Genomic DNA, 12,857 nt, shown 5'->3' with positions numbered 1-12,857 from the left:
CTCAAGAGTTATTAGTGAATCGTAGCAGTACCCTTCCCTTAGATGTCATCCCATTAAGTGGGAAGATACTAGCGAGAAAGCATTTGGTTTGCCAAATGAGGAACAATTAGTTGACATACCTTATCAGTTTTCCATCTCCTCAAATGAACATGGTAGGGTTCATGGATTCTTTCTTGACGAGATTTTCTACATTGTTTGGCTAGATCCAGATCATCTGTTGTACCCCGCAAAAAATTAAGGAATCATTGCCACCTTAATTACTTTACGTGCCTTCATATCAGAAAACACCTGTTCCAAATCTTTTAATGGCCGCTGTTCACTAATAAGTAACTCAAAGGGAATTTTGCAACTGGCTATGAGTGATAAAGCCGATCGCACATACTCTGGTGTATTATGAAACACGCCTTTGAGGGTAAGCTCACTATAGTGTAGCTGTTCTGTATTCACAGTAATGCTGGTATCCCGTGGACATCCACCGAATAAGTTGACTATTGCACCAGGACGGGCGCAGGCGATCGCAGTTTCCCAAACACTTGGTACACCAGTGGCTTCAATTACTACATCTGCACCCCATCCTTGGCTAAGTTCTTTCACCACACTAGGAATATCCGAGATTTGATGATAATTAAAGGTTTGGGCTGCACCCAATTTCTGAGCAATTTCTAGTCTGTGGTTATTACCTCCCCATAGCCAAACTTCAGCTTTCTCACTCAACGCCGCCACAAACATCAGCCCGATCGCCCCATCTCCCAAGACGACTACTCGATCTTTGAGCTTAATATGAGAACGCGCTACACCATGCAAGACACAAGCTAAAGGTTCTGTCATCGCTGCCAATTCCCAGGGCAACTCGTCGGGAATCTGCAACAAATTATGCTCTACTATGGGTGCAGGAATTCTTAGGTATTCGGCAAAAGTCCCATTATTCCATGTTAAATTTGGGCATAATGAATATTCTTGTCGTTGACAAAAAAAGCATTTCATGCAGGGAGCAGAATTATTAGCGACAATGCGATCGCCTACTTGCCAATTTCTCACCCCTGCACCCAAGGCAACAATTCGCCCAGCACCTTCGTGACCAAATAGTGTCGGTGGTTTCAGCATCTTGGCATGACCACCACGCCGCCAAACTTTCAAATCTGTACCGCAAGTTGTTGCTGCTCCCACCTGGATGACAACTTCACCAGCCGCCGGAGTGGGGTCAGGAACTTCCTCTAGGCGTAAATCTTCTTGACCATGAAGTAATGCTGCTAACAAAACTTTAAAACCTATGAATTAGCTCCATCCGATTTTACCAGTTGGAGCTAATTCATAGGTCTAAACTAAATCAGTATTGATTTTTAGTAATCTGTGAAGTTGGAATTGATGGGTAAGCAAGTTTGTAGTAAAGACTTTAGTCCTTAGAAAATAAGCACGCTTTGTGCTTACTATCAACCCTCAAAACTAGCTTCACAAAGTAATGGTAGTGGTCTATCGCATTAATTTTGGGTGGCTGCAAGATCCCCGACAACTTTTAAGAAGTCGGGGATCTGACTACCATCACCTATCAGAATTGATGATATGAACCAGTAAGCTTTTATTAATCTAAAAATGCCGTAAAACTAGTACAGCACGGCGTAAATAAACCACCCATTCCAAATCAGGGAACCGCTTACGCTGTATACCTGTTTAAATTTTGTTAGCGCAGCCTTAGCGAGTCTGCGAGTGTCATTTTGAATTTTGAATTTTGCCTTCCGGTACTAGGTATTCACGGCTGGCTGTGAAACTACTGCGGTGTTCCGGGTTTCTACATTCGGTAGGCGAATAACAGTTAACAGAGGTACTTCTTGTCGGCACGACAGGCAAAACCAATATAGTTCACCATGACGGGCATGACGCAGGAGGGAACCACCGCAACATGGGCAAGTGTTGGCTCTCGTACTCATACCAATGTTCTCCTTAAAAAAAGTTGTTGTTTTAAGCTCAGTAAAAAAAGCAATTGATTAAAACTGAATGTTGGCAGCATGAATGCGACCATTCGATTTTATGCGGTCTTTAATAATTTGTCTGTAAACAGCTTCATATCCGTTAACCATGTGGCTAACGCTAAACTTGTTTTCCACATATTTTCGACAGGTTTGACGATTGAGTTCCAAAGCTGCTGGAATCATTGTTGCCATTTCTGCATGGCTATTGCAGATAAAACCTGTTTTACCGTGAGCAATAACTTCTGGTACAGAGCCTAAATTCATGGCAATCACTGGTGTACCAGTTGCCATCGATTCAATCATTACTAAGCCAAAAGGTTCTTGCCAGTTAATGGGGAAAAGAGTGACGGCGGCATTGCCCAGAAGTTCTGTTTTTTCGCCGTGGTTAATTTCGCCAAGATATTCGATTTGCTGACCATCTATGTAGGGGGCAATCTCTTGTTCAAAAAACTCTGAATTTACTGCATCAACCTTTCCTGCCATCTTCAAGCGCCAACCACTCTGTTTCGCAATGGCGATCGCATATTGCGGCCCTTTATCTGGGGAAAAACGACCTAAAAATGCCAAATATGGAGGTTTTGATGGTTGGGCTACGAATGGATAATCTGCTAGCTCAATTCCGTTATAAACTGTGCCAACATAATTTAGATCGATTTGACGTTGCGAGTTACTAATGCTGATGTATGGTTGTTTGTGGTAGTAGCTAAATGCGTGACGGTTGTCTGTTGTAAAACTATTGTGCAGCGTGTGGACTGTAGAAGTTGCTGTTATGAAACTCGCTAAAGGTAGTGCCGAAATCCCTACATGAGAATGGATAATATCGAATTGGGCAGCACGTTGGTAAACTTGGCTTAGTTCCAGCATTTCGTACACTGCATACTCTTTCACGTTTGGATCTGAGCGCAATGCACGCGGATAAACTGCTTCTAAATGAGCCAAAGTTTCCGAATCGCCAGAGGCAAATAAAGTTACCTCATGACCGCGACGAACAAGTTCATCAGTCAAGCGACTGACTACCAATTCTATTCCTCCATAATTAGGAGGTGGAACCCTTTCCCATAAGGGGGCAACTTGAGCGATTTTCATAAATTTTTTTGGTTCAGTCTATGAAATTGTCCTCAATAATGAGCTATATCATTATTCTATGAGGCAAGAGCATTTCTACTTACTCTTTTGACATTTAAATTAACCTAATGGGCTAATAAAAGCGCAGTAAAGGTTAACCATATCCCAAATTCTCTACCGACAAACCTAACGGACTATCGGCAAAAGTCAAGCCTGAGCTACATTTCTAACTTATAGCTAACCTATTACTTGTTGCATCCGTCTTGGGGATCATAATGAGGTAGAATATTTTGTAGCAGAACTTACAAAATTGAATTTTTTGTAGCTGATAATACTAAAATCTGGAATGGGATCAAGTTATTAAAGCTTTATTTAGACGTAATTGGGAAATGGAACAGAAATTATAAATATTAATTAATTGTACAATAATTACATAATTTGTAATTAGTAATTTACAAAAATTCTGATAATTAACTAATGAAAATCGCTACTTGGAACGTCAACTCAATTCGCACTCGCCTTGAACAGGTTATCGATTGGTTAACCCTGAATCCTGTTGATGTTCTCTGCTTGCAAGAAACCAAAGTTGTGGATGCTGAATTTCCGCGATCGCCTTTTGAGCAGTTAGGCTATAACCTTTATGTATCAGGACAAAAATCTTATAACGGCGTAGCCCTGATTAGCCGCCAGCCACTGCTAGATGTCAGTAGCGGCTTTCGGGCGATTTTACCAGATTTACACCACGAATGGGACGAGCAAAAGCGCGTGATTACAGGCGTAATTGATGGTGTTCGGATTGTAAACTTATATGTTCCCAATGGCGCAGCAGTAGGAACCGAGAAATACGAATACAAACTACGCTGGTTGGCAGCGATGCATGAGTATTTACGATTGCTCGTGCTGTCAGAACCTGCAATCTGTGTATGTGGCGACTTCAACATCGCCCTAGAAGATAAGGATATTCACGAGCAAGTGAGTACAGAAAATCACATTATGGCAACAGAAGCAGAGCGCCAAGCCTTACGGGATATTTTGACAATGGGATTTGCCGATGCTTTTCGCAAATTCACCACAGAAGGCGGAAATTATAGCTGGTGGGATTATCGCGCCGCCGCTTTCCGTCGCAACTTAGGTTGGCGGATTGACCATCACTATCTGACACCCGTGCTATATAAGCGTGCTAAAAGTTGCATCATCGATGTTGCACCCAGAAAATTAACCCAACCCAGCGACCATACGCCGGTAATTGTGGAATTTTAAATTTTAAATTGGGGATTGGGGAAAAGTTCTCCCTCATCTCCTTCACTCCTCATCAATTTAGTTTAGTGGATAATATATATCCTCAGAACTGGGATTGAGATAAGGACGCTGCAAATCTATTAAGTGTCGCGCAAAGTGTTGGTCAATCGTCCTCATCCGTTCTTCCATCGCATTTTTACCTTTTTGCCAAGCTTCCAGCAAAGCATTAGCGACGATTTGGCAACGGTTCATCCCAAAACTTTCCTGTGCTGCAAATTTTTGGATTGGTTCTTCGGCTAAACCTAACCCTGGAGCTAAAAATTTGGTAAACAAAGGAATTTCGGGTTGGAAATGGGATTGATTTTCTATATAAACAGCCTGAAGGATTGTGCGGATTGCTGGATAGTCGGGGAGTTCAAAGTAGAGTAGCCCCGAATCATAGCGTCCGTATGCAGAAGGGTTGTGGAGAACCTGAAAGCTAAAGGGAATCGAGGCTGCGTTCAATTGCAGTGTCAAGCTTTCCATGAGAGCGATCGCACCAGATGCCGTAAAATTAAAGTAAATTCGCCCTGCTCCTAAATCTGCGTTTGGGTTGCTCTGGCGTTCCTGTCCAATATTACTAACTGCCAAGTAACAGCCATTTTGCAGTCTATTTTTCGGCATCCAGATTGCTACCATATCACCCACTTTCGTAGATTTCTTACTGGATTGCAGATGGCAATCTGGCTCAACATAAAGTGTTAAACCGCCTTTAGTCACCGCTATAGTCCCATCAGGTTCTTTTCGCAACACCTGCCATTTCGGGTCAAAGTAGCCTATGCCGTGATTGCTGGCGTGCAATTGCTCGTAAAAATTCCAATCAATCTCCAAAATGGAATTATCTGCTAAATTATGCTTTGGCGGCTGATTAGTACTATCAGTATTCACTGCCAAAGTACTTTGCAGAGAGCCATTGTAATAGATTCCATAGAGAAAATTTCGTAGCAGTAAAGTGAGATATTTCTGTTGTAAATCTACAGGATTTTGCTGAAATCTGTCGGCTATTTTAGTTGGCAGAGCAAAGGGTTGATAGTTGGGATGGCAAATACAAAAATTTGACTCAATCTGGATATTCTTAGCAATATCAAATAGAGAATTTAGCGGTTGATTGATAGAGTAATTTAGCATTAGTCCATTCCGAAATCAAACTTTAAAAAAATAGAATTCAGGTGGTCACTGAGCGTAGTCGAAGTGAGTCAGAGTTCTGTGTTATTGGTGAGGTACGGCAGTCTTCTCCTTTGGCATTAACAACCACGCAACTGAGTTTTTTCGTAATAAATGCGAAGTAACTGCTGCTCCCTTACCGGCTGAGGAAATTTATGGATTTTTGCCACAGGATTCAGGATTTCTGATTCTGACATTCCGAAAATAGTTAGTACAGCTTGCTCTGGCATTGTGAGTAAACTTTTAGCTACTTTGAGCATACAGAGGTCAGCATTATTAAAGTATTTTTGGCAGGTAATCGTATCCTGAATTTGATGAATCAGTGCCAGCCCCGCAAACTGGATAACGCGCAAAATAAAGTCACTGCGGTATGACAAAATCATTGGGAAAGTATTTACATAAGCCCTAATTAGGGCAATAAGTGAAGGTTGTAAAATCTCTAACGGTGTTAACGCCAAATGTAGAGATTCTTCTAACTCAATGGTGGGGTCTACTACGAGGCTCTTGAGCCAAATTCCTAAGTAGCTTGCTAGTAAAGTTCCTAAATCAAAAGCTGGGTCTCCCCAAGAGCAAGCTTCCCAGTTAATTACTCGTACTAGACAATTGTCTAATTGCTCCCACCTGGAATGAACTAAAATGTTGTTCAATTTCAGGTCGTTGTGAGTCAAGCAGCAAGGATTCCAGTTATATGCCAAATCCGCGATCGCAGATTCCAAACTCTCGTACTGTTGATAGAGAACATAGAATTTCAGTGCATCTGTGGGAACACTCCCAAAAATCTCTAAGCCAATTGACCCTACCCCTTGGGCTGGATTGTAAAAGCCATAGCGAAACTCTCCTTGGGGAGCAGTTGCCATAAAATCTTTATATTCTCGGCGGTTGTAGGTGGCGCGATGCAGTCCCGCCAAAGTAGTGCCGATGGCAGAAGCAATTTCTTGTGCGAAAATCTCGTTGTTGTGGTAGAATGTCGCAAGCTCTAGATATTCACTCAAGTAGTTACGGACGAGAATAGAATTTTCTTCGTCAAAATGCACTACCAATGGTGCAATCGCTGAAGTATTACCTAAAACTGGAAACTGTTGCAGCAACTGGTGAAATAGCCACTCCTGAAACAATTCATGAGGCGCGTCGTCATTGTTGTTAACGTTACGTTCTTGTTTAAGGAGCAGTTGGCGATTATCTGCTAAAGTCACTAGCAAATTGAAATTGTTCTTACTACTTCCTGGCAACTCAGATTTTTCTGATACGCCATCTTCTGAGATACACAGACCCGCGTCTTGCAGATACTGGATAACGTTATGAGAAGACAGTGATAATACCATGTATTACTTCCTACTTCGTTAAATTACTTAAACTTATCTGTGTTGAATTTCCTTGGTATTACCAGGTTTCAGTAGATAGAAACTAATGTTTGAATAAAAATAAAGATTTCTACAATCTACTAATATCCCATACTTGGGATAAAAACCTGCCAAAATGGTACCAAGTCCTTTGCAATTCCTTTAAAATTTGCTCCAAGATACAGTGACATCTTTACACTTTATCAGCATAGTTACTTAGACGGATCGAGAGTAAGTTGTGTGCTAGAGCTTTTTTTGTGGCAAAGAAGCATCCCCAGCAAAAAACTGATTGGCGATAGATGTTGTTTGATGTTCAGTAGTCATGCTGAAAGCAGCGAAGAATTTCAGTAATCCTTCGGGGTACGAAGCATGACATCCAATGCTATTACTTTTATTTATCATCACGAAGCTAAAAAAACCGGAGTTTTTTAGCAATTAGTAATTATTTTTTTCTTTAATTCTCATATGTTATGTCTGAAAGCCTTGTGATAGCGTCATTTTTGTCACTGACAAATTGTAGATGACTGTTGGCGATCGCAATAAAGGCTACATGAGCGTATCTTATGTAACTGCACTTTTGTCAAGGTTGAAAAAGGGACGTGGGGACTGGGAAAACTTGGAAGGCAATTCAGACCTCAGCGAATTGCTGTCACTTCCTCAAAACAGCACGTTACGGCGAAATATCCAAGAACTGATTACCAGTTGGCGGATAACTGTCATAAACCAAGAAAACCTGACGGAAGATGACCAAGAGGTGATTATGAACTTATCGCAAGCTTATTTAGAATGGCGAGAAGCTACCTTACAAGAAGGACAAAAAGATGAACGTCGCTAAGTGGTAGAAAACTTGTTGCGTGTCCGGTTTGGTTGGCTGGATGACGAATTGGAACGAGTAATTGAGCCTTTGCTACAGTTACCACCACAAGATTACAGCCGTTTGTTACTCGAATTATCCCGCGATGAGTTGTTGACAAGATTTGGCGGTGGTTGAGTTTACAGCTATTTTCAGGTAAATAGACCACGCGGTAGGGGCACAGCATTGCTGTGCCCCGACGACAGATGTGGTTCAAATACATGAAAACTGCTGTAATTGAAATATGCTCAAGGAGCGATCGCAAATTATCAGCTAAACCACATCTAGTTTGCATATCTACAGTTAATGCATAGTTAATTTCTGGAGATATCTAATTATTTTACGAATTAGCTTTAAAAAGTAGTGTTTTCACTGATTCGGCTGAACCATAGCGTATTGGGTTGTACAATTCTTTTAGTGACAGATCATAAGCAAATTCGGGATATTGGCGATCGCATCGTCAGATATACCAAACCTGGTTGTCTGCTCAAGGATGGTATTGATGTCAGGGCAAAAGTGAACTAGCTTAATCTGATATTCTTCCCCACTACAATATGACTCAGTTAATCTCACCACCCCAAGAACCTATTGATGGTGCTGTACCGGAGAAAAAAAAGGGTAAACTATCTCCCCGCGTGCTGATACCCGTAGCCCTATTACTTATAGGTGCGGGTGTCACAACCTGGTTTTTTCTCTCACCGCACTCGGAAACCAACGCCCTGCGGTTGAGTGGTCGCATTGAAGGCTATGAAACTGATGTTGGTGCAAAAGTCGCGGGTCGAATCGAGTCTGTAGCGGTGCGAGAAGGCGATGCAGTTCGTAAAAATCAAGTGATTGTGAAGTTGGATGATGCCGAAATTCAAGCACAACTTCAAGGTGCAGAGGCGCGTTTAGATTCCATCCGCAAACAAGAAGAACAGGCGCGGTTGCAAATTAATATCCTAGAAAGTCAGATTATAGAAAATCAGCTTACCTTACAACAGGCGCGGGGAGATGCCAAAGGTCAGATTTTTCAAGCTGAGTCATCAGTTGCTTCAGTTCAGGCGCAACTAAATCAAGCGATCGCTCAAGTAGAGCAAGCCAAGTCGGAATTGAAACTGGCGCGGATGAATCGCGATCGCTACACTAAATTAGTTGCCGAAGGAGCCGTTACTCAGCAACAATTTGACCAAGCCCAAACCAGCTTTGAAACTGCCTTTGCTACCCTGAAATCACATCAAGCATCGGTAGATTCTTATCGGAAATTAGTCAATTCTGCCCAAGGACAATTAACCCAAGCCCAAAGCACAGGGTTAAATCCTTCTATCCGTAATGCCCAACTAACTGGGTTACGCACCCAATTGGCACAGACGCGCTTAAAATTAGCCGCCGCTCAAGCTGATGTCGCCAATGCTAAAGCTTCCCAGCAGGAAACTAAAGCCCAGATTGCTTACTTAAATGTGAAAAGCCCAATTGAAGGCGTAGTCATCAGCCGAAATGTAGAACCAGGAGCAGTTGTGACGGCTGGCAAAACCCTGCTGACAGTGATTGATCCCAAAACAGTTTATTTACGTGGTTTTATCCCTCAAGGCGAAATTGGAAAACTGCGAGTTGGTCAGTTAGCGAAGGTATTTCTAGATTCCGCACCCAAACAACCCTTGAGTGCTAAAGTTGCTGCTGTTGATACTGAAGCATCTTTTACCCCTGAGAATATTTATTTTCAGCAAGACCGAGTTAAACAAGTTTTTGGGGTTAAAATCACCATCGACAATCCCAATGGATTCGCCAAGCCAGGAATGCCGGCGGATGGTGAGATTACCATCACACCAGAGGCAAAGAAATGACCAAAGAAAGGCAGGGGGCAAGAGGCAGGAGGTTCTAGAAAATAATTATTAATTATCAAAGCCCCATTACAAAAATTAATTACGTTAGCGAGTCTTCTGCCTTGGCGCTAGCCTCTCCCTTTGGGAGAAGGGGAGACGCTAAGAGCCAACGAGTGTCATTACGAATTACGAGTTACGAATTATATGACTACCATCACGCCATCTGCTGAACTGGGCGATTCATTAAGTCATCCCCAAATTGGTGCAGAAGTAATTCAGGTAGAAGGTTTATCCAAACGTTATGGAAAATTAGTTGCGGTTAAGGGAATAGATTTTGCCGTCCAGCAAGGGGAAATTTTTGGTTTAATCGGCCCTGATGGTGCGGGAAAAACCACAACTTTCCATATTTTAGGCGGGGTGATGGAAGCATCTGCTGGCAAGATCCAGATTTTAGGTAAACGACCCCGCGATGCGCGTTTATCTATTGGTTATCTGACACAGCAATTCTCACTGTATCTCGACTTGAGCATTGATGAAAATCTGCGTTATACTGCGGGATTGCGTGAAGTTCCCGACCAGCTTTTTGGGCAGCGTCGTCAAAAATATCTGCGATTAATGAGTTTGGATAAATTTAGCGATCGCTTGGCGGGTCGCCTCTCTGGTGGGATGAAGCAGAAATTAGCTTTGTGCTGTGCCTTGATTTCCCAACCGGAAATTCTGCTATTAGATGAGCCGACTACAGGAGTTGACCCGGTATCTCGCCGAGAATTTTGGGATGTTCTCGCCGCCATTGCCGCCGAGGGAGTCACCGTAGTTGTGGCGACACCTTATTTAGATGAAGCCGAAAGGTGCGATCGCATTGCTTTAATGTATGAAGGCGAAATTCACCAAATTGGTACTCTTTCGCAGTTGCGCGAGAGTCTGGGTTTACAGCGTTTGGAAGTTCGGACTCAGCAACTTGAAGCCGCAGAAAGAGCGTTGCATGAGGCGACAAATAGTAAATATACATCAATTGTCGATGTCCAAACCTTTGGCGATCGCTTGGATGTTCTAGTTAAAGATGCCGCAGTCGGTACAGCCGCAGTTCAAACAATTTTCACTCAGCAACGGCTACAACTTGACAGCATTCAAACTGCTGACGCTACCTTAGAAAACGTTTTTGTTTCCCGTCTACGTGCAGCTGGTAATGATCCAGAATTTATCACTTTTCCTCGTGGGAAAAAGGGGAGTGGGCAGTTGGGAGTTGGGAGGGAAATTGCTATTGGTGCGAATCAACTCAGAAAAGTATTTGGCGACTTCCAGGCAGTTAAGAGTGTAGATTTGGAAGTTCGCTATGGCGAAATTTACGGTTTACTAGGAGCCAATGGTGCGGGAAAAACAACTACGATTAAGATTCTCTGCGGCTTGCTAGAACCAACATCCGGGAAAATTTCTTTAGCTGGACAAACTCAAAATCTGCGTAGTAGTGCTGTGCGCCAACGTATCGGCTACATGAGTCAAAAATTCACCCTCTACGATGATTTGACCATTATCCAAAATCTAGAATTTTACTGTGGAGTTTATGGTGTACCAAGTCGGTTACGCCGCCCCAAAATTGACTGGGTACTTGCCACCTGTGGTTTAGTTGGCAGAGAAAATATGCTCACGGGACAATTACCAGGAGGATGGAAGCAACGGGTAGCTTTTGGTGCTTCGGTGATGCACGAGCCAGAAATTTTGTTTTTAGATGAACCGACATCAGGGGTAGATCCTTTAGCACGTCGTCAATTTTGGCGGTTGATTAATGAATTTGCCAGAGCCGGTACAGCAGTATTGGTGACTACCCATTATTTAGAAGAAGCAGAACAATGTAACAGAATGGGGTTTATGGTGGCGGGTGAAGTGGTGGCGCAGGGTTCGCCGAGTGAGATTAAAGCTGCTCAACCCGGCCAACTGGTGGAGGTTGTAACCGATAAAACCCAAGATGCCTCGAATTTACTTAAAACTCAGTTCGCACCGTGGCGAGTATCAATTTTTGGCGATCGCTTACACCTTGTTCTCGATCATTCAGACTCAGATATTCCCCATATCCGCTCAATTTTACAAACAAATAGGATCAATCTTCGCTCTCTGCGACCTATTCCCTTTTCTCTCGAAGATGCATTTATTGGGATTGTCCAACGTACCGAAGAAGAAGAGAGGGAGAATTAATCAAAAATGAAACGAATTTTATCTCAATGTCGTAAAGAATTAGCCCAATTTCAGCGCGATCGCTTTACTTTAGCCTTAGCATTTCTTCTCCCATTTATCAGCTTAATTGTCTTCGGTTTTGCGATTCGATTAGAATCTAAAAATATTCCCTTATTTGTGCAAGATTTTGATCTTAGTCCCCTCAGTCGTGCTTATACCGAGCGTTTATTTGCTACCAATCAATTTGAACAAATTAATAATCATCGCTTTCCGCTTCTCAATTCCAATGCAAAATCTAAGATCCAAAATCCTCAATGGGCAATTGATCAAGGACTTGCAAAAGCTGCTGTAGTCATTCCGCCAGATTTCAGTCGTCGCATTAAATCAGGTTTAACTAGCACAGTCCAAATTTTAGTTGATGCAACTGATGTTAATAATGCACGAGTTATCAAAAACAGTATTCAAGCAACAACAAGATTCTTTCTTCAAAATTCTGGCTTACAACCATCATCGGATAAAGTTATTGCCCACATCCGCCTCTGGTTTAATCCGGGAAGAAAAGAATCTCTTTCAATAGTCCCAGGAGTTTTTGCAGTTGTATTGTGGATTTATCCCTCATTATTAACAGCAATTACTATGGTGCGTGAAAAAGAAAAGGGGACGATATTACAAGTTTATGCATCTAGTCTCAGTGCTGAAGAATTCCTATTAGGAAAAGCTTTAGCTTACCTACTAATTGGAATTAGCGAAGCTTTGCTGATTATCACAATCAGTGTGATAATTTGGCAACTCAGATTAGCTGGAGATCCAACGCCATTAATAATAGGCACACTAATATTTTTGATGGATAGTATTATGTTTGGTTTATTAATTGGTGTTCGCTCTGCAACTCAAAACGCTGCCGTCCAAGCTATTGCATTATTGGGTTTTTTGACATCTTTATTACTAAGTGGATTCATTTATCCGCTTATTAATATACCCTTTCCCCTGTCATTAGTTACTTATATTGTTCCAGCACGTTATTATATAGACATTACTCGTGATGCCTATGTACGCGGCACTGGTTGGCCAGGAATCTGGCTATCATTTTTAATGCTAGTTATCTTAGGGTTATTGCTATTTAATGCCGCACGTCGGATATTAAAACGAATGCAACTACCAGATTAATCATTACCTGAATAAGTAGGTAGTTAAACATAAAATAAAATCCTAGTTCGTA

At 42.1% G+C, this 12,857-nt stretch carries 12 protein-coding genes; 7 read left to right on the top strand and 5 right to left on the bottom strand.

The window, feature by feature from the left end:
• Positions 1–234 precede the first annotated feature (234 nt).
• The 3 genes from V7K50_RS08430 to V7K50_RS08420 all read right to left on the bottom strand — a co-directional run bounded on the left by V7K50_RS08430 (position 235) and on the right by V7K50_RS08420 (position 3,053).
• Positions 235–1,257, bottom strand: a complete 1,023-nt coding sequence (locus V7K50_RS08430; RefSeq protein WP_334959014.1) for a zinc-dependent alcohol dehydrogenase — start codon at positions 1,255–1,257, stop codon at positions 235–237.
• Between the two features lie 482 nt (positions 1,258–1,739).
• Positions 1,740–1,925: a hypothetical protein gene (locus V7K50_RS08425; RefSeq protein ID WP_334959011.1), complete on the bottom strand. Its 186-nt coding sequence runs from the start codon at positions 1,923–1,925 to the stop codon at positions 1,740–1,742.
• A 57-nt stretch (positions 1,926–1,982) separates the two neighbouring features.
• Positions 1,983–3,053, bottom strand: a complete 1,071-nt coding sequence (locus V7K50_RS08420; RefSeq protein WP_334959009.1) for a glycosyltransferase family 4 protein — start codon at positions 3,051–3,053, stop codon at positions 1,983–1,985.
• Positions 3,054–3,509: 456 nt separating this feature from the next.
• Between V7K50_RS08420 and xth the strand changes: the two genes are divergently transcribed.
• A complete protein-coding gene (gene xth, locus V7K50_RS08415) occupies positions 3,510–4,292 on the top strand; it encodes an exodeoxyribonuclease III (protein ID WP_334959008.1) in 783 nt (260 codons plus the stop codon).
• 57 nt (positions 4,293–4,349) lie between these two features.
• On the opposite strand, the gene V7K50_RS08410 is transcribed toward xth, so the two are convergent.
• Both V7K50_RS08410 and V7K50_RS08405 read right to left on the bottom strand, forming a co-directional pair.
• Entirely contained in the window at positions 4,350–5,438 is a 1,089-nt protein-coding gene (locus V7K50_RS08410) for a T3SS effector HopA1 family protein (protein ID WP_334959006.1), read from the bottom strand.
• Positions 5,439–5,554: 116 nt separating this feature from the next.
• Positions 5,555–6,796 (bottom strand): phosphotransferase family protein, encoded by a 1,242-nt coding sequence (locus V7K50_RS08405; protein ID WP_334959004.1) that lies wholly within the window; start codon positions 6,794–6,796, stop codon positions 5,555–5,557.
• Between the two features lie 538 nt (positions 6,797–7,334).
• Between V7K50_RS08405 and V7K50_RS08400 the strand changes: the two genes are divergently transcribed.
• From V7K50_RS08400 to V7K50_RS08375, 6 genes are all read left to right on the top strand, one after another.
• Positions 7,335–7,649, top strand: a complete 315-nt coding sequence (locus tag V7K50_RS08400) for a hypothetical protein (RefSeq protein WP_334959002.1) — start codon at positions 7,335–7,337, stop codon at positions 7,647–7,649.
• Positions 7,650–7,805, top strand: a complete 156-nt coding sequence (locus V7K50_RS08395) for a hypothetical protein (RefSeq protein ID WP_334959000.1) — start codon at positions 7,650–7,652, stop codon at positions 7,803–7,805.
• Between the two features lie 225 nt (positions 7,806–8,030).
• Positions 8,031–8,192, top strand: a complete 162-nt coding sequence (locus V7K50_RS08390; RefSeq protein ID WP_334958999.1) for a hypothetical protein — start codon at positions 8,031–8,033, stop codon at positions 8,190–8,192.
• 29 nt (positions 8,193–8,221) lie between these two features.
• Positions 8,222–9,490, top strand: coding sequence for an HlyD family secretion protein (locus V7K50_RS08385; RefSeq protein ID WP_334958997.1), 1,269 nt, complete (start codon positions 8,222–8,224; stop codon positions 9,488–9,490).
• A 183-nt stretch (positions 9,491–9,673) separates the two neighbouring features.
• Positions 9,674–11,659, top strand: coding sequence for an ATP-binding cassette domain-containing protein (locus tag V7K50_RS08380; RefSeq protein WP_334958995.1), 1,986 nt, complete (start codon positions 9,674–9,676; stop codon positions 11,657–11,659).
• A 6-nt stretch (positions 11,660–11,665) separates the two neighbouring features.
• On the top strand, positions 11,666–12,805 hold the full coding sequence (locus V7K50_RS08375; RefSeq protein ID WP_334958993.1) for an ABC transporter permease: 1,140 nt from the start codon (positions 11,666–11,668) through the stop codon (positions 12,803–12,805).
• Positions 12,806–12,857: the final 52 nt, after the last annotated feature.

This window comes from Nostoc sp., assembly GCF_036917135.1.
Taxonomy (GTDB): domain Bacteria; phylum Cyanobacteriota; class Cyanobacteriia; order Cyanobacteriales; family Nostocaceae; genus Nostoc.
The sequence above is the reverse complement of the archived record's forward strand: the minus strand, read 5'-3'. Positions and strand labels throughout refer to the sequence as shown.